This is a genomic window from Dactylosporangium darangshiense (genome assembly GCF_039537565.1).
In the GTDB taxonomy this organism is placed as follows: Bacteria; Actinomycetota; Actinomycetes; order Mycobacteriales; family Micromonosporaceae; genus Dactylosporangium; species Dactylosporangium darangshiense.
The window spans coordinates 131,405-153,897 of the sequence record NZ_BAABAT010000007.1 but is presented as its reverse complement, the minus strand read 5'-3'; the positions used below and the strand labels follow the sequence as shown (position 1 = coordinate 153,897).

The following is a 22,493-nucleotide window of genomic DNA, read 5'->3' as shown; positions in this document are numbered from 1 at the left end:
GGTATATGTGCCAGGCCCGCATCGACGCGTCACGACACCTTGACGAAATCGATTTCACCACGTTGGCTCGGACGACATCCATATGCAGGGAGACGGAGCACCAGATGACCGACCGACCTTGGGTGCGTCCCGCGCCCGGCGACCCCCGATGGGGCCACGCCGAGGGGCTGCAGATCGGCCTCGCGCCGCTGCCCGGCCCGCGCGGGCTCATCCGCATCTATACGCCGTACCTCGGCCACCCGCACGGCCGCATGGTGAACTACGTGGCCGTGGAGCCGATCCCGGCCGGCACGAGCGAGCGCGGCTTCTCCGAGCTCGAGACCAGCGCCCTTAACAGCGAGCCGGGCAAGCGGTTCTGGGGCGCCGACGACCCGGCCGAGCCCGAGGGTCCGTGCGACGGCGTCGAGGACGTCGCCGGCGGCGTGCGCCGGCTCAGTGTGTACGTCATGTGCGAGCGCTTCGACAACGGCGCCGAGGTGTACGTCCGGGCCCGCTTCGACGAGCGCCGGCCGCACGAGGTGGCCCTTGCCGCGTTCGCCGCGCCCGGCTCGGTGCCGCTGTCGCGGGTCGTGCTGACCGCGACGATGGGCAACTGGGCGCGCCTGCGCCGGCTGCGCCTGCGCGAGCGGGTCGTCACGCCCGGTGAGCTCTGGCCGGGCCTGGCCGACGGGCTCACCGGCGACGTCCGCTTCGGCGAGGGCTTCGCCGCGCACGCCCGCTTCGGCCTCGACGACCTCGAGCGCGACGCCGCCGGCGCCGCGCTGCTCACCGCCGAGCCCGACGAGGCGGACCCCGCTGCGGCCGCGTACGCGCCCGGCACGAAGGAGCACTGGCACTTCGAGGGGCGCCCGGCCGCGCAGACCTGGCGCGTCGAGGACCCCGGTCCGGGCCTCGAGGCGTGGGTCAACGGGCGGTACACCTACTGGGCCAGCCGCTCGCCGATCCCCGGCGGCGTCGCCTACGAGAACGTCGAGGTGGTCCGGCCCTTCGAGCAGGGCCAGGAGGCGGTGTTCGCGGTCGAGCCCCTGGCCTGAGCCGGGGGTAACCTGCGTGTAATCGATTTGCAATGTGGGCGTCCGCGGCCCCGGGTACACCGGCGGCCACCTGGGCTTTTGCCCGTCCCCGAGGGGCCTGGTGGCCGGGCCGCGGCGCTCTGGGCAGGCCCGGAGAGTGGCCTCATGCAATCGGTTTCACGCACTCTTTACGCAGCTCAGTGCCTTGGAAGGCGCCGCGCGTTGGAACTCTTGACGAAACCGATTTCTTCAGGTTCACTGCTTCCCAACCGAGACCGACCGGGAGCGGCGATGGGTCCTCGAAAATGCATCGCCACCTGGGCGTTCGTGTTGGTCTCGGCCGTCCTGGCGGGCTGCTCGAAGGGGAGTGAGCCGATGATCGCGACCGGTGACGAGCCGCTGGTGCTCGCGGGCGTGACGCAGGTGCGGCAGGTCGCGCAGGTGACCGGGCCGGACTCGCCGAACCGCACGGACCGGTTCGAGATCGCCGGGCAGGACCTGGGCTCGATGTTCGAGGCCGGGGGCAGGACCTGGGTGGTCTTCGGTGACACGTTCGGACAGCGCGAGCCCGGCCTCACCGGCGGTGGTGGCACGCAGTGGCGGTCCAACACCCTGGCGTACACCACCGACGACAACCCCGCCGACGGTCTGCGCCTGGACGGCTACATCGTGGACGACATCGGCTGGGCCAAGGAGCTGATCGACTCCCGCAAGGCCGACGGCACCGAGATGACCACGATCCCGACCTACGGGTTCGAGGCCAACGGCGCCATGTACCTGGCGTACATGTCGGTGCGGCACTGGGGCGAGCCTGGCGAGTGGGAGACCAACTACTCGGGGTTCGCCAAGTCCACCGACGGCGGGCAGACCTGGAGCAAGCTCGACGCCCCGCGCTGGCCCGGCGACAGCCGGTTCATCCAGGTGAGCACGGCGAAGGTGGACGGGGACATCTACTTCTGGGGCGTCACGCACGGCCGCTTCGGCCCGGTGTCGCTCATGAAGGTCCGTGAGCGCGACGTCGAGAACCAGGCGGCGTACCGGTACTTCGCCGGGACCGACGCCGCCGGCGCGCCGCGCTGGAGCGCCGACCCCGCCGAGGCGCGCACCGTCGTTGAGGACACCGCCGGCGAGCTGTCGGTGGTCTGGAACCCATACCTGTCGCGATGGCTGATGACGTACACCCGCGGCGCGGCCGAGGACGCGGTCATCCGCGAGGGCGTCACGCCGTGGGGCCCGTGGGGCGAGGCGATCACGCTCGTCTCGCAGTCGGACGCCCCCGGGCTGTACGCGCCGTTCCTGTCGCCGCGCGTGAGCGGCGACGGACGCACCGTCTACTTCGCGCTGTCGCTGTGGGGTCCCTACAACGTGTTCTGGTACCGGGCCGACCTGGTGCGATCCGACCGCAAATAGTTCCGCCGCTGTTTTGATTGAATCGCGCATTGAGGAGGAGTGGCACGTGACTCGCACGAAGTTTACGGCCGCGCTGACCGCCGTTGTCCTTGCCGCCGCCGCACTCGCCGGCTGCGGCGACAGCGGCGGCGGGGCGAGCAGCGACGGCAAGGCCGTGGTGACGTTCTGGCAGCAGAAGTTCGAGGACTACCAGCAGGCCTGGTTCAAGAAGTACGTGGACCAGTACAACGCGTCGCAGAGCAAGGTAAAGATCGACTACCAGGTCGTGCCGGCCGACACCTGGCAGCAGAAGCTCAAGGCCGCGCAGGCCGCGGGCAAGGCGCCGGACGTCGCCACGACCAGCTACGGCAACATCGCCGCCGGTGCGGCGCAGGGCCAGTTCTCCGAGCTCGACGGGCTGCTGCCGGCCGAGGCGTGGTCCGACATCAAGGACAACGTCAAGAGCTTCGTGACCATCAACGGCAAGCACTACGCCTACCCGATGCTGGTCGAGCCCTCCACGGTGCTGTACTACCGCACCGACCTGGTGAAGGCCGCCGGCCTCGACCCGGCCAGCCCGCCCAAGACGTGGGCCGACCTCGTCACCTGGGCCACCAAGCTCACCTCCGGCAACGTCAAGGGCATGACCATCGCCTCGACCGCGGCGGACATCGCCTGGTCGAGCTGGGGCCTGCAGTACAACGCCTGCGGCTACCTGCCGATCGCCGACGACTGGTCGAAGGCCCGCGCCACCGACCCGTGCTTCGCCAAGGTCGCCGAGTTCTACAAGTCGCTGTTCCAGGGCAACACGATGCCCCGCCAGCCGAAGGTCGGCTACCCCGACGCCCAGCCCTACGGTCAGGGCGAGGTCGCGATGATGGCCAACGGCTCGTGGGCCGTCGGGCAGCTCAAGGCCGACTACGCCGCGATGATCCCGAAGACCGCGGTGGCGCCGTTCCCGTCGCTGGATGGTGACCCGAGCAAGCCCACCGCCACGCTCGGCGGCTGGACGCTCACCGTCGACGGCAAGACCAAGGTCAAGCAGCAGGCGGCGGACTTCATCAAGTACCTGCTGGCCGGCGACCCCGCCATCATGGCCGACTTCTTCAAGACGAGCGGCTTCTCGAAGTACACCGTGCGGACCTCCGTCGACACCGCGCTCGCCGGCACCCCCGAGGCGACGTCGGACCCGTTCATGAAGATCATCTCCGAGCAGGTCGTCGCGCACGGCAAGCAGGAGCCGGCATACCCGTTCGACATTGCGCTGGCCTTCGGCACCGCCGTCGAGGCGTCGATGAAGAACACCGCCGACGTGCCCAAGGCGATGAAGACCGCCGACGACGCGATCAACGACGTCATCCAGAAGCAGCAGCTCAAGGGCACCGCCCCCAAGAGCTGACCGTCATCGCCCCGGCGTCCCGGGAGCGCGCCCGCCGCGCTCCCGGGGCGCCCGTATTCCAAGGGGGTCGACCGTGTCGACTTTGAGCCCGGCGAGCATCGCGCAGGCGGCGCCCGCCCCCGAGGCGCCGGCCGAGCGGGCCGGTCGCCGCTCGCGCGGCCGGCTGGGCCGCGGCCGGGACGGCGTCACCGCCTACCTGATGATCGCGCCGATGGTGGTCCTGCTCGGCATCTTCGTGGTGTGGCCGCTGTGCTACTCGTTCTACCTGAGCACGTTCAAGATCAGCTTCTACCAGCCGTCGGAGTTCGTCGGGCTGGACTTCTACAAGTACGTGCTCACCAGCAGCGGCTTCTGGAAGGCCCTCGGCGTCGGCCTCTACTACACGTTCCTGACCGTCCCCGCCGAGCTGGTGCTGTCGCTGCTGCTGGCGACGTTCATCAAGACACTCAGCGGCAAGGTGGCCGCGTTCGTGAAGACCACCGTCTACCTGCCGGCCGTCGTGTCGACGGTCATCGCCGCGGTCATCTTCGTGTTCATGTACCAGGACCAGGGCGTCACGAACTGGCTCATCGGCTTCGTCAGCGCCGGGCCGGTCGACTGGCTCAACGACCCCGACACGGCACTGCCGTCGATCGCGGTCGCCGGCATCTGGCTGCGCTTCGGCCTCACCACGCTCATCCTGCTCGCCGGCCTGCTCGACATCCCGCAGGCGTACTACGAGGCGGCCGCGCTCGACGGCGCCGGCTACCTGCGCCGCACGTTCTCCATCACCATCCCGCTGCTGAAGAACGTGGTGCTGTACCTGCTGGTGACCGAGTGCACCCTGGCGATCCAGATGTTCGACCTGCCGCTGGTGATGACCAACGGCGGCCCGGTCGACGCGACGGTCACGCCCAACCTGTACATCTTCAACCGGTTCCGTGACTTCACCCCGTATGCGACGAGCTTCTCCCTGGCGGCCTCGCTGCTGCTGTTCATCGTCCTCGGGCTGATCTCGCTGGTCATCTTCCGGCTGGTCAACTCCGACAAGTCCGTCGACGGCTGAGGGGCGTGCGATGAAGAAGACTCCGGTGCAGCGCACCGCCTCCGCGGTGCTGGTCGCGCTCATCGCGCTGAGCGTGCTGTTCCCCATGGCGTGGATGGCGATCGCCGGCTTCAAGGGCAAGACCGAGGTGCTGCGCTCGCCGTTCCAGTTCTTCCCCGACATGTGGCGCTTCGACAACTACCTCGACATCGCCAAGGACCCGCAGTTCTCCAAGGCCATGGCGGTCACGTTCATCGGCGCGCTCATCTTCACCGCGCTGAGCCTCATTGTGAACTCGATGGCCGCCTACGCCTTCGCGCGGCTGGAGTTCCCCGGCAAGAGGCTCTGGTGGCTGTACTGCATCCTGCCCATGTTCATCCCGATGATGGCCATCCTGCTCACATCGTTCATGGTCGTCAGCAAGCTCGGGATGCTCAACACGATGGCGGTGCTCATCATCCCCGGCGTCGCCTCGGCGGCCCAGATGTTCTTCCTTCGCCAGTTCTACCTCGGCGTCCCGATCGCCATCGAGGAGGCGGCCCGCATCGACGGCGCCTCCGCCTGGCAGATCTTCGTGCGCATCTTCCTGCCGCAGTCCGGCGCGCCGTTCGCGGTCATGGGCATCACGGCGTACCTCGCGTACTGGAACGCCTACGTGTGGCCGATCCTCACCATCACCGACCCCAACCTCATGCAGATCATGCAGTTCCTCGGCACGTTCCGCTCGGAGCGCGGCAACGACTGGGGCCTGCTCATGGCCGGCTCGGCGCTCGCGTCGCTGCCGACCATCCTGCTGCTGCTGTTCTTCCAGCGCTTCATCGTCAACGGCGTGCGCATCTCGGGCATCAAATAGATCCGAGCTACCGCGACGTCCGCCGTGGTCCGGGTCCGTGACTCCCGGGCCACGCCAGGTCCGCGCACAGACCCGCTCCGGTACGAGCGGCGATGGCCACGTCCATTGTGGACGTGGCCATCGTCGTGCTCAGGATCAGACCTTCACGAGCGAGTAGTCGTCGAGCTGGATCCAGATGTCACCGTGGTCGGTCCACACCCCGCCGTAGACCACGACGGCGGTGCGGTTGCCGCTGTTGAAGTTCACCACGAACCTCGTCCACGGCCCGACCGACACGAAGTGCGCCTCGGAGATGACGACGTCGTCGGTGCCCCGCGCGCCGAAGAACCCGTTGTCGCTGTTCGGCGACGTGCGCAGCCACCCGGTCAGCCGGTAGCTGGTGTCGGCGGTCACCGGCACCGTCTGGTGCACGTCCTGCCAGCCGTGGTTGTACCGCGCGAAGCCGTTGCGGTCGCCCGAGTAGCCCCAGTGCGCGTTGTCGATGCCGCAGTTGCCGTTGCACGCCCAGAACCCGCCGGTGCCCGTGCCGTTGAGCGCGCCCCGCTCGAAGCTCGGGTCACCCATGAGGTTCGGGTTGACGATCTGCGCCGCCGCGTTGATCTGGACCTTCATCAGGTACACGTTGTAGGGGTCCCACTGCGACATGGTGAAGTAGATCGTGCCGCCGGAGCTCCACGGGTGCATGAAGCCGCCGTACAGGCCCGGGTAGTCGGCCGAGCTGACCACCACCTGAGCGCCGCTCCACGGACCCTGCGGGCTGGTGGCGCTGCGCAGGATGATGTCCTCGCCCTGCAGGTACATCATGAGCCACTTGCCGCTCCAGCCGTCGTAGCGCACCGACAGCTCCGAGACCGGCGCGCCGACGATCGCGACCGCGGCGGACTCGTTGGCCGTGACCCAGGTGCTGCCGTTCCAGTACTGGTACGCGCTCTGGGTCAGCATCTGCGCCTCGGGCACGCGGGCCACGTAGGCGCTGCCGAGCCGGCCGCTCGGCGTGCCGTAGACGTAGACGTAGCCGCCGTTGCGCGCGAACGCCTGCATCTGGAAGCGGTCGGCGAACCCCGGGTTGTTCCACGTCGGCGTGCCGGCCGTGGACCAGGTGGTGCCGTTGTCGTCGGAGTACGCGATCCGGGCGTAGTTGGTGTCCCACTGCCCGGGCGCGCCCCAGTGGCGCACCGACATGAACGACATGTACTGCCGCGTGCCGACCGAGATGCCCGCCGTCGGGATCTTGGTCACCTCGCCGGTGCCGTCGGGCTGGTGCAGGCCCGGCACGACCTCCCGGGCCCGGCCGTCGGCCCAGGTGACCGCGCTGTCGAAGTGCATGCCGTCGGCCAGGTCGGTGTCGCCCGAGCGCAGCAGGACGTTGCTGCGCCAGTTGGCGTCGCCGGGGCCGAGGGCGCCGCCGCCCGGTCCGACCCACGCGTCGCCGAAGGTGTCGCCGAACGCCGACAGCACCTGCCCGGCGCCGTTGTCCCACAGGATGCCGAGGTCGGTGGCCTTGACGTTCCACCGGCCCCAGGTGTTGTTCGGGCCGTCGGGCCCCGTGAGCTTCTCGACGAGGCTCGCCGGCGTGTGCGCCGACGTGGCCAGGGCCGGTGCCGCGGCGATTGCGACGAGGCCGGCGGTGGTGAGGGCGAGAACCACCGTGGCGGCGGCGGTCCTGCGCAGCTTGCTTGGTAGGGACACTGCGGGCTCCTTACCTCGGGTCCCGCCGCGCCGCCTTGTGCGGCACGGTTGTCCGGACCCGCGATCGTGGGGCGCGCTGTTGGTGTCGTGCCTCGGTCAGGACGGCGGCCGGGGCGGCTGTGCGCCGAGGTCGGGCACCGGTGCGGCGCCTAAATGAATCTCCAGGTCGTCGGCGCTCGGCGTCGGCGGGCGGTTGGTCGCCGGCCGGTCGAGGTAGAACACCGACGTGGACGCGATGTCGTCGCGCAGCGGCAGGTAGCGCCAGCCGGAGCGCCAGCCCAGCGCCTGCACCTCGACGCGCAGACGGGTCGCGAAGTGGATCGGGTCGGGCACGTGCCAGCGGTACAGCCCGAAGCGCTGCTGGCTGACGTAGAGCCCGTCGGGGCGGATGACCTGCGGCATGCCCAGGTACGGGGTGGAGAACTCGGTGTAGCCCTTGCCGGGGATGTCGAAGTTCCAGGCACCGCCGAAGTAGTCCTCGGTGCCGGTGCCGCAGATGGTGGGGAACTCCTCGTCGTCGTCGAGGTAGAACTTCATCTCGCCCTCGCCCCACCAGCCGTTGCTGTTGACGCCCCAGGCCAGATACGTGCCGACGTAGTGCCCAGCGCCGGCGACGTCGTCGAGCAGGACGTGGGTCTTGAGGTACTCCAGCGGGTTGCTGCGCCGCCACTGGGCGTGGAAGTAGCCCTCGCCGTCGTAGTCGCCGCCGATCTCGTAGCTGATCTGGTAGTACACCCGGACGGTCTGCTCGGAGAGGTTCTCGATCGTGAACCGCGCGCCGGTCTGGAACGGCATCGGCCAGTAGGAGTTGAAGCCGCCGTGCGGGTTGGCGGCGATCATCTGCGAGTTGACCTGAGTGAACTCGCCCCAGCCGTTGCAGAAGAAGTCGCCGTAGGGCACCTCGACGGCGGGCTCCTGCGAGCCGTCCCAGTAGGCGCGCAGCAGCAGGGTGCGCCAGTTGTCCTTGTGCGTGGTGATCCAGAAGTGCGTGACCTTGCCGGCCCCCTGGATCTCCCCGAGCGTGAACGTGGCGCCCGGCTCGACGTCGACGCTCGGCGAGATCTTCCAGCCCGGCCCGAGGTCGCGGGCGCACAAGGCCCCGGTGCCGTCGGTGGCGCGCCCTCCGCCACCCGCCGATCCGTCGAAGTTCTCCGGGCTGATCGAGCGCGTCCGTACGGCCCGCAACCGCGAAATAGGCTTCATGAGGTTCGAGACTCCCTTGCCAGAGCGGCCCGTCCGCCGCGCCGTAGGCGTATGGGTGATCACAATAGCGTGCAATCGATTTCATCGGACTGTAGGCTCCCGCGGGTAGCGTGTCAATCGCGGCGGCGGGCAACGGATAAACTCGCAGGTACGGTGGCACCGGGCCCGGACAGGGGAGTCATGTCGACGATTTACGAGGTTGCCCGCTTGGCCGGCGTCTCCCCGGCGACCGTCTCGCGCGTCATGAACGGGATGAACGTGAGTCCCGAGCGCTCCAAGCGCGTGCGCGAGGCCGCCGAAGCCTTGTCGTTTCGCCCGAGCCGCACCGCGAGGACCCTGCGGAGGCAGAACTCCGAGGTCATAGCGCTGGTCATCCCGGACATCGAAAACCCGTTCTTCACCTCGCTGGCCCGCGGCGTGGAGGACGTGGCCCAGGCCGCCGGCTACTCGGTCGTGCTGTGCAACACGGACGAAGACCATGACAAAGAGGCGCGGTACCTCGACATCGCCATCGGCGCAAACATGGCCGGCGTCATCCTCGCCGCCGCAGGCGACCACAGCGACGTCAGCGAGCTGATCGAACGCGGCCGCCCGGTCGTCGCGGTGGACCGCGGCCCGCACGGCTTCGACATCGACGCGGTCACCGTCGACAACCGCGCGGGCGGCCGCTCGGCCACGAAGGCCCTGCTCGAGGCGGGCCACCGCCGCATCGCCTGCATCACCGGCCCCCAGGACGTCGAGACGGCAACGGGCCGCGCGGACGGCTGGGCCGACGCCCTGACCGCAGCCGGCGCCCCCGTCGACCCGTCCCTCCTGCGCTACGCCAACTTCCGCGTCGACGGCGGCGAGCAGGCGATGGCCGAGCTGCTGGAGCTCCCCGAACCCCCGGACGCGGTCTTCGTGGCGAACAACCTCATGAGCGTCGGCGCCCTGCAGGTCCTTGCCGAGCGCGGCATCCTCCCCCCGCGCACGGGCCTGGCCATCTTCGGCGACCTCCCGTTCGTCCCGCTGGTCCCCCTGCCCATCACGGTCGTCCACCTCCCGGCAAGGCTGATCGGCACGACGGCGGCCAACCTGCTACTGGAACGGATCAACGGCGACGACCAGCCGGCCCGCACGATCGTCCTACGTAACCGCATCGCCCCTCGCTAGCCCCGCCCCGCCCCCGCCCTGCCGTCCCCCGGCCCCCCGTCCCCGCCGAGGCCCGCTCAGCCCCGCCCAGGCCCAGGCTCAGCCCCGCCCAGGCCCAGGCTCAGCCCCGCCCAGGCCCAGCCAGCCCGCCCAGGCCCCGCCTCGCCCCCCGCCGCGTCACGGCCCGCCTCGCCCAGCTTCGTCACGGCCCGCCCTGCCCCGCTCCGCTGCATCACGCCTCGCTCTGCCCCGTCACGCCTTCACGCCTCGCCCGCCGTCGTCACGGCCCAGCCCGGCGCCGTCACGCCTTGCCTGGCGTCGTCGCGGCACGGCCTGGCAGCGCACCTGCGGAGTGCGGTAGCGCATGCAGGGTGCGTGCCAGGCCGTAGGCGGCGTTTTGTTCGTGGCGAACGTGTGTTGTGGGCCTTCCGCGAAGGTGTTCGTGACGAACGTGTGTTGTGGGCCTTCCGCGAACGTGTTCGTGACGAACGGGGGCGGACGGGGGCGTTCGCGGGTGGCTGTGGTGCGGGTGCGGTGGGCGTCGGGGCGCGATGTGGCTGGTGGTAAGGGAATCCGGGGGCTGGTGCGGGAGCGTGGGGGTTCCCCGAGGGGCGTCGGGCGGGGGGCGGCATTGACGGTGAAATCGATTTCTGCCATCTTGGCTCCATGACGAACAGCGCCGCGGTCGTCGGCATCGACGTCGGGACCTCGAGCACCAAAGGCGTGCTCGTCTCGTTGCAGGGGGCGATCCTCGCTACCGCGACCCGCGGGCATGACGTGAGCCGGCCCCGTAATGGGCAGGTGGAGATGGATGCGGGCACCTGGTGGGACGAAGCCGTGTCCATCGTCCGGGAGCTGCTCGCTGCCGAAGGGGCGCCGGACGTCGTGGCCGTCGGGGTCAGCGGGATGGGGCCGTGCGTTGTCGTGGCCGATGAAGCGGGGGCGCCGCTGCGGGCCGGGATCCTCTACGGCGTTGACACCCGCGCCACGGCGCAGATTGCGCGGCTGACCGAAGAGCTGGGTGGCGGGGACGCCATCCGCGAGCGAAGCGGGTCCGCGCTGTCGACGCAGAGTGTGGGGCCCAAGCTCGCGTGGCTGGCCGAGCACGAACCCGAGGTCTGGGGGCGTAGCCGGCGGCTGTTCATGCCGTCCAACTGGCTGGGGTGGAAGCTCACCGGGAGCTACTACCTCGACCAGCACTCCGCCAGTCAGTGCACGCCGATGTACGACGCCGAAAGGCTCGAGTGGTATCGGGACTGGGCGGATCTGGTGCGTGGGGGCGTCGAGCTGCCGCCGCTCGTGTGGCCGGGGGACGTCGTCGGTGGTGTCAGCGGCGAGGCCGCCGCGGTCACCGGGCTCAAGGCGGGCACGCCCGTCATCGGGGGGACGATCGACGCCTGGTCGGAGGCGGTCAGCGTCGGGGCGCATCGGGTCGGGGACCTGATGCTGATGTACGGCACGACGATGTTCCTCATCCACACCACCGAAGTGCGCAACGCCTCGGGAGTGCTGTGGGGGACCACGGGGGCGTTTCCGGGGACGCGCAACCTCGCGGCCGGGATGGCGACCTCGGGGGCCATCACATCGTGGCTGCACGACCTGTTCGCCCGGCCGGGCTACCCGCAGCTGCTCGCCGAAGCCGAACGTTCGGGGGTGGGGGCGCGCGGGCTGCTGATGCTGCCGTACTTCGCGGGGGAGCGCACGCCGATCGCCGATCCGGATGCGCGCGGTGTCATCGCGGGGCTGACGGTCGAGCACGGGCGCGGGGAACTGTACCGGGCCGCGCTCGAAGCCACGGCGTTCGGGGTGCGGCACAACATCGAGGCGATCGAGGCGGCCGGCGGGCGGATCGAGCGGATCGTCGCCGTCGGCGGCGGGACGCAGGGCGGGCTGTGGGCGCGGATCGTCTCCGACGTCACCGGGCGGGCGCAGCTCATCCCGGACAAGACCATCGGGGCCAGCTACGGGGCAGCGTTCCTGGCCGCCAAGGCGGGGCACGACGTGGCGATCGGGGACTGGAACCCCGTCGTGGAGACGGTCGAACCGGACCCGGCGGCCACCGCGAAGTACGACGAGCTCTACCGGCTGTACCTCGAGCTGTACCCGGCGACCGAGCGCATCGCGCACGCCCTCGCCTCCGAGGCGGGGCGTTCATGAGCCGGGTGCTGGACGGCGGGGCCGCCGCGGCGGCGTTTCCGCTCGGGGGGATCGGGACCGGCAACGTGTCGGTCGGGGCGCGCGGGGAGCTGCGGGACTGGGAGCTGGCCAACGCGCCGGACAAGGGTGCGAGCCTGCCGTTCACGTTCTTCGCCATCCGGGTTGCCGCAGACAACCGCGAAGCCGTCACCCGCGTGCTCGAAGGCAAGCTCCGGCCGCCGCACGAGGGGGACCAAGGGTACGACGCGGGGAGGCTCGCGGGGCTGCCGCGGCTGGCCGGCAGCGCCATGCGCGGTGAGTATCCGCTGCTGCGTGTCGAGCTCGGGGATCCGGTCCTCGGCGTCGAGGTCGCGCTGAGCGCGTTCACGCCGTTCGTGCCGCTCGACGCGGATGCCTCCGGGCTGCCGGGCGCCGTCCTGCGGTACACCGTGAAGAACACGTCGGACGAAGCGGCCGACGTGACCGTGGTCGGGTCGATGGCCAACCCCGTCGGGATCGTGCGGCGCAACGTCTTCAACTTTCCGGAGTTCGAAGGGCATCCGCGCAACGAGTGGGTCGACGACGGGCTGCTGCGCGGCATCCGGTTCGGGACCGATCTCGACGAAGGCGACCTGCGCTTCGGCAGCGCGGCGCTCAGCACCACCGATGCGGACGTGACGGCGAAGCCGCAGTGGCTCAGCGGGTTCTGGCAGGACGGCGTCCAGGTGTTCTGGGACGACCTGCGCGCCGACGGGCGGCTGGACGTGGAGGACGTGGAGAGCCTCGACCCGCCGCCGCACCCGGATTGGTTCACGCGGCTGCGCGTCGGGTCGCTCGGGATCGTCGCCCGCCTCGAACCGGGGGCCGAGCGGGACTTCGAGTTCCTGCTCACCTGGCATTTCCCGAACCGGGCGCGGGCCTGGCAGGGCAACATCGGGCTGGACAACGCCGGCGCCGGTGACGTGGTGCGCAACCACTACGCGACGCGGTTCGCCGACGCGTGGGCGGTGGCGCGGCACCTCGCGGCCGAGCTGCCGGAGCTGGAGGGCGCGACCCGCGCCTTCCACCGCGCGCTGCACGGCGGCACCCTGCCCACCGAGGTCGTCGACGCCGCGGCGGCCAACCTCGCGGCGCTGCGCAGCACCACGTGCTTCCGGCTCGAAGGCGGGGTGTTCGCCGCCTGGGAGGGCAGCTTCGACCATGCGGGCAGCTGCGAAGGCACCTGCACGCACGTGTGGAACTACGCGCAGTCGATGGCGTTTCTCTTCCCGGAGCTGGAGCGCAGCGCGCGCACGACCGAGTTCCTGCACGAGACGCGCGAGGACGGGCGGATGAACTTCCGCGCCAACAGCGTGTTCGGTAACGCGGCGTGGGACTTCCACCCCGCCGTCGACGGGCAGCTCGGCGCCGTCGTGCGGCTTTACCGCGAGTGGCGGTTCGGTGGCGGTGACGAGTGGCTCGCACGGCTGTTCCCGGGCGCGAAGCGGGCCCTGGACTTCGCGTTCACCGAGTGGGACGCCGACGGTGACGGGGTGCTCGACAGCAAGCAGCACAACACGTACGACATCGAGTTCTTCGGGCCCAACTCCCTCGCCAACTCGATGTTCGTGGCGGCGCTGCACGCGGGCGCTCGCATGGCCGCGCACCTCGGTGAGGACGCCGTCGCCGATCGCTACCGGGCGGCCGCGACACACTGCGCCGAACGGATGGACGCGCTGCTGTACAACGGCGAGTACTACGAGCAACGCATCGACGACGTCAACGAGCACCGCTATCAGTACGGGCGCGGGTGCCTCAGCGACCAGCTGCTCGGGCAGCAGCTGGCGCACATCGTCGGGCTCGGTCACGTACTGCCCGCCGACCATGTGCGCTCGGCGATCGGCGCCGTCTCGCGGTACAACTTCCGGGAAGATCTCTCGGAGCACCACAGCGTGCAGCGCACCTATGCGCTCGGTGACGAGGCCGGGCTGCTGCTGTGCACGTGGCCGCACGGCGGGCGGCCCCGCATCCCGTTCGTCTACTGCGACGAGGTGTGGACCGGCATCGAGTACCAGGTCGCCACCCATCTCATCTACGAGGGCCTCGCCGAGGAAGGGCTGCGCATCGTGCGCGCGGTGCGCGAGCGCCACGACGGCCGGCGCCGCAGCCCGTGGAACGAGGCCGAGTGCGGCAACCACTACGCACGGTCGCTGGCCAGCTGGGGGCCCGTGCTCGCGCTCAGCGGCGTCGACTACGACGCGCCCTCGGCCACCCTGACCGTCCGCCCCCGCCTCGACGCCACCGTGATGCGCTCCGTGTTCACCACCGGCCGCGGCTGGGGCGAGGTCGAGGTCGGCCCCGGCGGCGCCGCGCTGGCGCTGCACGGCGGGTCCCTCGACCTGGCCCGGCTCGTCGTCGAGCACCCGTCGCTCGGCCGCCTCGAGGCCACCGGCGTCTCCCTTCGCGCGGGCGACGCCTTCCCGCTCACTGCACCCGCACCCACGACTCCACCGGAGGAGAAATGACGAGTCCATATACGCTGCCGGTACCGCTGCGGCGGCCCGCGACCGAGCCCGCCACCGCCTACCTGGTGGCCAGCGGCGACCTCCGGCCGAGCGCCAACCTCCGCTGCTGGCCCACCCAGGAGAAGCTCGAGGCCGACGTCGCGGCGGCGCTGGGCCGGTTGAGCTGGCAGGCCCGGCGCACCCACCCGTTCGACGCGGGCAAGGGCCACGGCTTCATCGACAGCCAGCGCATGGGCATCGAGGTGTTCAAGACGATCCCGCGCGACGCGCCGCTGATCGTCGTGGAGGCGGTGTGGCAGTACAGCCACCACGTCCTGGCCGGCCTGCGCACCCACGAGGGCCCGATCCTCATCGTGGCCAACTGGTCCGGCGGCTTCCCGGGCCTGGTGGGCCTGCTCAACCTCACCGCCAGCCTCACCAAGGCCGGCGTGCACCACTCGGCGCTGTGGAGCGAGGACTTCACCGACGCGTGGGCGGTCGACGGGCTGCGGCAGTGGCTCGACACCGGCGAGGTGGTGCACGACCTGTCGCACGTGCGCGACCTGCCGCCGCTTCCCGAGCAGCAGCCCGAGGTGGTGCTCGGCGCGGCGCTGGCCCGGCAGCTGCGCGACGAGAAGGCCGTCATCGGCGTCTTCGACGAGGGCTGCATGGGCATGTACAACGCCATCTTCGACGACGAGCTGCTCAACCCGCTGGGCATCTACAAGGAGCGGCTGTCGCAGAGCGCCCTGGTGGCGGAGATGAACCGGGTCGGCGACGACGAGGCCGCCGCGGTGCGGGCCTGGCTCGACGAGCGCGGCTTCACGTTCCACTTCGGCACCGACGAGGCGAGCGAGCTCACCGAGGCGCAGGTGACGAGCCAGTTCAAGATGTACATCGCGGCGCTGCGCATGAGCGACGACTTCGGGCTCGACGCCGTGGGCATCCAGTACCAGCAGGGCCTGAAGGACACGGTGCCGGCCAGCGACCTCGCCGAGGGGCTGCTCAACAACGTGGAGCGCCCGCCGGTGCGCAGCCGCGACGGGTCCCGCGAGCTCTACGCGGGCGCGCCGCTGCCGCACTTCAACGAGGTCGACGAGGGCGTCGCCGTCGACGCGCTGGTCACCAACCGGCTGTGGAACGCCATGGGCTTCGACCCGGCGACCACGCTGCACGACATCCGGTGGGGCCAGGACTACGAGGGCGAGTTCGTCTGGGTCTTCGAGATCTCGGGCTCGGTGCCGGCCTCGCACAACGGCGGCTACGACAAGAGCTACAGCATGCGCCAGCCGCCGATGTTCTTCCCGCTCGGCGGCGGCACGCTCAGCGGCGTGTCCAAGCCCGGCGAGATCGTCTGGTCGCGGGTGTTCATCATGGACAGCGTCCTGCACGTCGACCTTGGCCGCGCGCACGTGCGCAGCCTGCCCGCGGAGGAGACGCAGCGGCGCCTCGACGCCACCGACCGGCAGTGGCCCATCATGCACGCCGTCCTGCACGGGGTCGGCCGCGACCAGCTGATGGCCCGGCACAAGGCCAACCACGTGCAGGTCGCCTACGCGCCGGACGCCGACGCGGCCGACCGGGCGCTGCTGGCCAAGGCGGCGCTGTTCCAGGAACTGGGCCTGGTCGTCCACCTGTGCGGCGACGTCAAGATCTGATGTTCACGTTGCCGTTGCCTGTTGCTGGCTGAGCGAAGCCTGTGAGTTTCCGGTTGTGCCGGGCAGACTTGCCCGGCGCAACCGATTTCGCACTCACGGAGCGTTCTCCTTGGCACAGCTCGGACGCCTCCTCGCGGGCACCCTCGCGCTGGCGGCCGTGCTCGTCGCACCCACGCCTGCCGCGGCGCACCCGTTCGGCGATCCCCAGACCGTCACCGTCTCGGCCGACGCCGCACGCCCCGAAGTCGTCCGGGTGCGCTGGAAGGTCGGCGGCCTCGACGACCTGACCCTCCTCGGCGTCTCGCTCGGCGTCCTGCCGCAGGACCGGGTGATGCTCGACGGCGCCGTGTTCTACCGCGACGCCGACGCGGCCGCGATCGGGCCGGCGCCGGCGTTCTCGGCCTACCTGCTGCGCCAGATCACCGTCGCGAACGGCGGGCGGGCCTGCGCCGGCACCGTCGAGCCGCCCGCCGACCTCGCGAAGGCCGGCGTCACCGTCGACTACGCCTGCCCCGCGCCGGTCGGCACCGCCTCGGTGGTCGTTCGGATGCTCACGGACCTGAACCCGGCGTACCAGACCCTGGCCACCGGCCCGGCGGGCGAGCGGGCCGTCTACCGCCAGGGCGCCGACTCGCACGACTGGGCGCTCGGCGCCGCGCCCGCGGCGTCCACCCCGGATCTCGGCCGCAGCGCCGCCGTGCAGCTCTCGGCGGTCGTCGCCGGCGTCCTGCTGGTCGCCGCCGGTGCGTTCCTCGTCACCCGGCGAGTCAGGCGGGCGCGGCGATGAGCCTCGCGGACCGGCTCCAGGACGTCCTGCACTCGCCGGGCGTGCCGGCGATCGCGTTCGTGCTCGCCTTCGCCGCCGGCGCCGGCCACGCGGTGACGCCCGGGCACGGCAAGAGCCTCGCCGCCGCCTACCTCGCCGGCTCCCGCGGCCGCATCCGTGACGCCGCATGGCTCGGCGGCTCGGTCGCCGTCATGCACACCCTGTCGGTCCTGGTGATCGGCCTGGCGTGGACGTTCCTCTCGCTGTCCGACGTGCTGCGGATGGAGCAGCTCACCACATGGTTGCAGCTGGCAGCGGGGCTCATCGTGCTCGGGACCGGGCTGTGGTTGACGAGAAGAAACCTCCACCGACACCACCACCATGAACACCACCATGAACACAAACGTCCAGGGCTGTTCCTGCTGGGCATCTCCGGCGGGCTGACACCGTCGCCGGCCGCGTTCCTCGTCCTCGCGACCGGGCTGTTCATCGGCCGCGCAGGCTTCGCGCTGCTGCTCGTGCTCACCTTCGGCATCGGCATGGCCGTCGTCCTTTTCGGCGTCGGCGCCCTCGCCGTCGCCGGCAGCTCCCTCGTCGAGCGCGGCGCCAGGTCGCGCTCGCTGCTGCGCCTGGCCACCCGCGTGGCCCCCGTGCTCGCCGCCGCCGGCATCACCCTCGTCGGCGCCGGCCTCGTCGCAGTGTCCGCGTTCCACTTGGTCACGCTCAGCTAAGGAGATACCGCACCATGAGGCACCGAATGCGGCGGGCGATAGCCTCCGCGCTCGCCGTCGCGCTGGTCGGCGCGACCAGCGCCGCGATCGGCCCGGACACCGCCGGCGCCGAGGGCGCGCCCGCGGGCGCCACCGGCGCGCCGGTCGTGAACCTGAGCGACGGGCAGACCCTCGAGGGCACGGCCCGCGTCGACGCCGAGCCGACCATCGAGAACGACTCGGTCGTGACGCTGAGCGTCGACGGCACGCCGGTGGCGGCAAAGCCCACGGCCGGCACCGCGCACTTCGCATTCGACATGGGCGGCAACGGTACCGAGGCCCGCTACCACAACTACATCACCGTCAACGACCACACCGCCGAGGCCGACCGGGTCTACTTCCCGGACATCCCCGGCGGCCGGGCGGGCTCCCTCGACTTCCCCGGCGAGTGGCTGCACCCCGGCGCCAACACGGTCACCGTGCACGCCGGCTGGAACTGGGTGGACACCACCAACACCGCCGCCGTCGGCGTGAACCAGCTGCCGTTCGGCGAGGGCCTGCGCTGCCCCAACTACGACGACTTCCCGCTCAGCAGCCTCAGCCTGAGCCTGCTCGGCGTCGTGGCCGACGGCGAGCAGAACACCTTCAGCTACAGCTTCGGCGACGGCACCTGCGGCAGCTCGCCGCACCTGCTGAACCAGGACCTGACCTTCGTCGTGTCCGGCACCCCCGGCGGCACCGCCGGCCTCGGCGCCGACCTCGACACCACGAAGCTCGCCAACGGCCCGCACACCGTCGCGGCGACCACGAAGTCCGGCGCCACCACCCGCGTCGCCGTCAGCGTGAACAACGCCCCGGCGGGCGCGCCGAAGGTGACCCCGGCCGACGGCGCGCTGGTGCGCGGCACCCGGCCCGTCATCGCCGCCCTGTCCGGCGGTACCAGCGGCGTGGAATCCCTGGCGATCGACGACCGCCCGGCCGAGAACGCCGAGACCCTGGCGGCCGGCACCGCCACGCTCGGGCTCACCCTCGAGGCCGGCAACTCCGCCGAGGCGAAGTACCACAACTACCTGCTCGTCAACGGCAACCGCGTCGACCTCGGCGGCGACTACGGCGTGGCCGGCCAGGAGACCGCGGCGGTCAAGTTCCCGAACCGCTTCCTGCGCCTCGGCGACAACGTCGTGCAGGTCAAGACCGGCGACTACAACGGCACGTCCGGCGGCGCCACCTGCGCCAACCACGACGACTTCAAGCTCACCCGGGCCGCGACGCTGCTCGCGCTCGGCACCGCCGGCACGGTGACGCCCGGCACGACATACCTGGTGACCACCAGCGGCACCACGGTCACCCGGACGCCGACCACCGACGCCTCCCTCGCCCTCGGCGACGGCACCTGCGGCCCCAACAAGGAGGCCGAGTTCCACTTCGACGTCGCCGGCGCACCGACGACGCGGACCATCGACACGCTCGCCGCGGCCGGCGACGCGCACCTGCGGGTCTTCATCGGCGGCAACGGCGCCGACAGCGGCTTCGACAACAAGGTGCTCATCAACGGCATCCCGCTCGACCTCGGCATCTGGGAGAAGGAGGTCGCCGACCTCTCCTTCCCGAACGAGTGGCTGGTGCCCGGCGTCAACACCGTCGAGTTCGTCGCCGGCAGCGACCACGGCAGCGCCAACGCCGGCGGCTGCGACAACTACGACGACTTCACCCTGCGCGACTTCCAGCTGGCGCCGGTCGGCGCGACCGCGACCCAGCTGACCAGGCAGATCGCCGAGAACACCGTCACCATCGGCTCGGCCAGCTACCCGGCCGGCCAGCCGGTGACCGTCTACATCGGCGACGGCACCTGCGGCAGCAGCTTCAACTCGGTGCTGGACAAGACCATCATGTTCGACGTCGCCGGCGCCGGCGCGCTCGGCCGCCGCGCCGACGTGGACACCACCACGCTCGCCGACGGCGCGCACACCATCAAGGCCGTCGTGGGCGACCTGGCGTCGACCCGCACGTTCAAGGTGGACAACACCGCGCCCGAGGTCGACAGCAGCGTCCCGGCCGAGGGGCAGAACCTCACCTCGACCGTCGCGCTCATGGTCAAGATCAAGGACGCCTCCGGCGTGGCCGGCAAGCCGGTCATCACGGTGGACGGCAAGGCGGTGGCGCAGGGCGACCAGATCGGCCGCGGCCTGCCCGCCGGCGCGCACACGCTCGCGGTGACGGCGACCGACACGCTCGGCAACACTGCCACCCGGCAGGTCCACTTCACCAGCGCCAACATCCCCGACGTCCCGACCGACCTCGCCGCCGCGGTGTCCGGCACCAACGTGCCGAGCGCCAACCTGTCGGCCAGGGTCCCGGGCGCGGCGGGCGTGGCGCTCACCGCCACGTTCACCAAGGCCGACGTCGTGCTGCCCTCCGGCGGGTACCAGGGCACGGCGACCGCGGTGCCGACCACGCTCGACGTCGCACACGACGGCGGCGTGAAGCTGGAGTCGCTGCGGCCCCTGGACGGGCAGAGCATCGACACGCCGTCCGGCCGGGACGTGGTCTTCCAGCGCTACGACCTGAGCATCGGCACCGCCGCGAGCCCGACGCTGCGCTGGGAGGGCACCATCGACCCCGAGCGGGTCGTCGCCCTGCGCGTGTGGGACCCGGCCGCCAAGCAGTGGGTCGTGCTCACCAGTTCGCGCGGCCAGGCGGAGCACAGCACCGTGCTCGCCGCGGCGCTCGCCGACGCCTACCGCGACGGCGGCACCGTGCACGTCCTCGTCACCGGCGAGGACCCGTTCGCCGACGACCTGTCGCCGCGCGACGCCACCGCACAGCAGGACAAGGACCACTTCGAGGACCCGGGCACGTACGACTTCGCGCTCGCCCACTTCACCGACACGCAGTACCTCACCGAGGGCGCGGCCGGCGGCACCTACGACGACTGGGACGGCAAGCAGGAGGCCTCCGACGTCGAGACGGCCGAGGAGCAGGCGATCTGGGCGGCAGCGTACAAGGACACCACCCAGTGGATCGCCGACAACTCGGACGGCCGCAAGATCGCCTACACGGCGCACACCGGCGACATCATCGAGAACGACTACTACGACCCCCTCGCGAAGAACGCCGACGGCTCGCTGCAGCGGCCGGGCCTCAACGAGGAGGTCGACCGGGAGCTCGCGCTCGCGTCGCAGTACCAGCAGACGCTCGACGACCACGGCGTGGTCAACCAGGTCATCGCCGGCAACCACGACGACCAGCTCGGCGCCGAGACCGGCCCGGACTCGCGGTTCTCCAGGACGTTCAGCGCCGACCGCTACTACCAGGTCGCCAAGGGCTGGCCGGCGGGCGCGGAGTACCACGCCTGGGACGAGCAGTTCGCCGCCGACGGCACCGTCACGCCCGGCAAGGACAACCAGAACAACTACGTGCTGTTCTCCGCCGGCGGGCTGGACTTCGTGGCGGTCGGGCTCTCCTACGGCGTCACGCCGCAGGAGGCCAAGTGGGCCGACTCGATCTTCAAGCGGTACAAGGACCGCAACGGCATCCTGCTGTCGCACGACTACCTGAAGCCCTCGACCAACCCCGACGGGCGCGGCGCGGACTTCTCGGCGCCGGACGGCTCGCCGCTGTACAAGCAGGTCGTCGAGGCCAACCCGAACGTCTTCCTGGTGCTGGCCGGCCACGAGCACGGCGTCGGCACCAACCTGAAGACGAACGTCGGGGTCACCGTGGCGCACGACGTGGTCGAGCTGCTCGCGGACTACCAGTTCTACACGGTCCCCGCCGGGCAGCTGTGGCCCGCGCTCGTCGACGCTAACGGCAACATCGACGTCAACGGCGACGGCACGCCCGATCACAAGGCGACCGACCGGCTGCAGTTCGGCGCGAGCTTCCTCCGGCTGCTGCAGTTCGACGTCAAGCGCGCCGAGATGCACATCGACACGTACTCGCCGTTCCTCAACAACTACGGCGCGACCGAGTACGACATCCGCCAGGACGGCAGCCAGACCAAGCCGCGCTACAACGGCGCGGAGGACAACCTGACCCTGCCGGTCGACCTCACCACCCGGCGCACCTCGTTCGCCACCGACTCCCTCGCCGCGTACGTGCCGGCGGGCACCATCGGCACCGACGAGCTGCGGGCCGGTGAGACGGCCACGGTCGCCTGGAACGGGCTGTCGCCGGCCACGTCGTACGCCTGGATCGTCACCGCGAAGAGCGCCGACGGCGGCGTGGCGGCGGCCCAGCCTGCGGTGTTCCGCACCGCCAAGGGCGCGCCGCGGCTCACGGCGACGACCGCGCCCGTCGACTGGGGCACGGCGGCGACGGTCACCGTCAAGGTCGACACCGACGGCGCGCCGGTCACCGGCACCGTCGAGCTGCGCGAGGGCGACAAGACGCGCGGCTCGGTGGCGCTGAGCGGCGACACGGCCACGTTCAAGCTCCCGCCGGGCCTGTCCGGCGGCGGCCACGCGCTGACCGCGGTGTACACCGGCAGCGACGCCTTCAACCCGGCCGAGGTGGCGGTCACCGTGACCGTGAACCTGCCGCCGGCGTGGAGCGCCGCCAAGCAGTACAACGGCAACGCGAAGGTCACCTACGACGGGCGTGTCTACGTCGCGGCGTGGTGGACCCAGAACCAGAAGCCGGGCGACCCGAACGGCCCCTGGCAGGAGCAGGCGATGACCGAGGACGGCGTCGCGCTGTGGACCGCGTCGCGCATCTTCAACTCGGGCGACATCGCGATCTACAAGGACAAGAAGTTCCGCGCCCGCTGGTGGACCCGCAACCAGGCCCCCGGCGACCCGAACGGCCCCTGGGAGGAGATCGCGCCGCCGTCACCCGGTGGTGGCCCGGCGGCCTGGACGCCCACGACGGTGTACAACGCCGGCGACCGGGCGACGTACAACAGCCACGTCTACGAGGCCAAGTGGTACACCCGCAACCAGGCACCCGGCGACCCCGGCGGACCCTGGAAGCAGATCAAGTAGCGGTACCCCCAAAGATGCCGGCCGGGCGGCCACGTGCCCGGCCGGCATCGCCGTGCT

At 71.0% G+C, this 22,493-nt stretch carries 14 protein-coding genes; 12 read left to right on the top strand and 2 right to left on the bottom strand.

Annotated features, from left to right (window positions below; genetic code table 11):
- Positions 1-104 precede the first annotated feature (104 nt).
- The 5 genes from ABD901_RS16260 (at position 105) to ABD901_RS16240 (ending at position 5,678) form a co-directional block, all read left to right on the top strand.
- The gene (locus tag ABD901_RS16260) at positions 105-1,034 is read left to right on the top strand and encodes a hypothetical protein (RefSeq protein WP_345127567.1); all 930 of its coding nucleotides are present in this window, start codon (positions 105-107) and stop codon (positions 1,032-1,034) included.
- Between the two features lie 354 nt (positions 1,035-1,388).
- Positions 1,389-2,423, top strand: a complete 1,035-nt coding sequence (locus tag ABD901_RS16255; RefSeq protein WP_345127565.1) for a glycoside hydrolase family 183 protein — start codon at positions 1,389-1,391, stop codon at positions 2,421-2,423.
- A gap of 46 nt (positions 2,424-2,469) precedes the next feature.
- A complete protein-coding gene (locus tag ABD901_RS16250) occupies positions 2,470-3,801 on the top strand; it encodes an ABC transporter substrate-binding protein (protein ID WP_345127563.1) in 1,332 nt (443 codons plus the stop codon).
- 73 nt (positions 3,802-3,874) lie between these two features.
- Positions 3,875-4,846 (top strand): carbohydrate ABC transporter permease, encoded by a 972-nt coding sequence (locus ABD901_RS16245; RefSeq protein ID WP_345127561.1) that lies wholly within the window; start codon positions 3,875-3,877, stop codon positions 4,844-4,846.
- Between the two features lie 10 nt (positions 4,847-4,856).
- Positions 4,857-5,678 (top strand): carbohydrate ABC transporter permease, encoded by an 822-nt coding sequence (locus tag ABD901_RS16240; RefSeq protein WP_345127559.1) that lies wholly within the window; start codon positions 4,857-4,859, stop codon positions 5,676-5,678.
- Between the two features lie 135 nt (positions 5,679-5,813).
- On the opposite strand, the gene ABD901_RS16235 is transcribed toward ABD901_RS16240, so the two are convergent.
- Both ABD901_RS16235 and ABD901_RS16230 read right to left on the bottom strand, forming a co-directional pair.
- Positions 5,814-7,367, bottom strand: a complete 1,554-nt coding sequence (locus tag ABD901_RS16235; RefSeq protein ID WP_345127556.1) for a glycoside hydrolase family 183 protein — start codon at positions 7,365-7,367, stop codon at positions 5,814-5,816.
- 96 nt (positions 7,368-7,463) lie between these two features.
- Positions 7,464-8,570, bottom strand: coding sequence for a glycoside hydrolase family 172 protein (locus ABD901_RS16230; protein WP_345127554.1), 1,107 nt, complete (start codon positions 8,568-8,570; stop codon positions 7,464-7,466).
- Between the two features lie 180 nt (positions 8,571-8,750).
- On the opposite strand from ABD901_RS16230, the gene ABD901_RS16225 reads away from it, so the two are divergent.
- The 7 genes from ABD901_RS16225 to ABD901_RS16195 all read left to right on the top strand — a co-directional run bounded on the left by ABD901_RS16225 (position 8,751) and on the right by ABD901_RS16195 (position 22,436).
- On the top strand, positions 8,751-9,722 hold the full coding sequence (locus ABD901_RS16225) for a LacI family DNA-binding transcriptional regulator (RefSeq protein ID WP_345127552.1): 972 nt from the start codon (positions 8,751-8,753) through the stop codon (positions 9,720-9,722).
- A 645-nt stretch (positions 9,723-10,367) separates the two neighbouring features.
- Entirely contained in the window at positions 10,368-11,858 is a 1,491-nt protein-coding gene (locus tag ABD901_RS16220; protein WP_345127550.1) for an FGGY-family carbohydrate kinase, read from the top strand.
- On the top strand, positions 11,855-14,341 hold the full coding sequence (locus ABD901_RS16215) for a GH116 family glycosyl-hydrolase (protein WP_345127547.1): 2,487 nt from the start codon (positions 11,855-11,857) through the stop codon (positions 14,339-14,341). Before ABD901_RS16220 ends, ABD901_RS16215 begins: the two co-directional genes overlap by 4 nt.
- Positions 14,338-15,978, top strand: coding sequence for a fucose isomerase (locus ABD901_RS16210; protein ID WP_345127543.1), 1,641 nt, complete (start codon positions 14,338-14,340; stop codon positions 15,976-15,978). Before ABD901_RS16215 ends, ABD901_RS16210 begins: the two co-directional genes overlap by 4 nt.
- A gap of 109 nt (positions 15,979-16,087) precedes the next feature.
- Positions 16,088-16,765, top strand: a complete 678-nt coding sequence (locus ABD901_RS16205) for a hypothetical protein (RefSeq protein ID WP_345127541.1) — start codon at positions 16,088-16,090, stop codon at positions 16,763-16,765.
- Positions 16,762-17,475 (top strand): HoxN/HupN/NixA family nickel/cobalt transporter, encoded by a 714-nt coding sequence (locus tag ABD901_RS16200; protein WP_345127540.1) that lies wholly within the window; start codon positions 16,762-16,764, stop codon positions 17,473-17,475. The genes ABD901_RS16205 and ABD901_RS16200 overlap by 4 nt, the downstream gene beginning before the upstream one ends.
- 14 nt (positions 17,476-17,489) lie before the next feature.
- The gene (locus tag ABD901_RS16195; protein ID WP_345127539.1) at positions 17,490-22,436 is read left to right on the top strand and encodes a carbohydrate-binding protein; all 4,947 of its coding nucleotides are present in this window, start codon (positions 17,490-17,492) and stop codon (positions 22,434-22,436) included.
- The last annotated feature ends 57 nt before the right edge of the window (positions 22,437-22,493 follow it).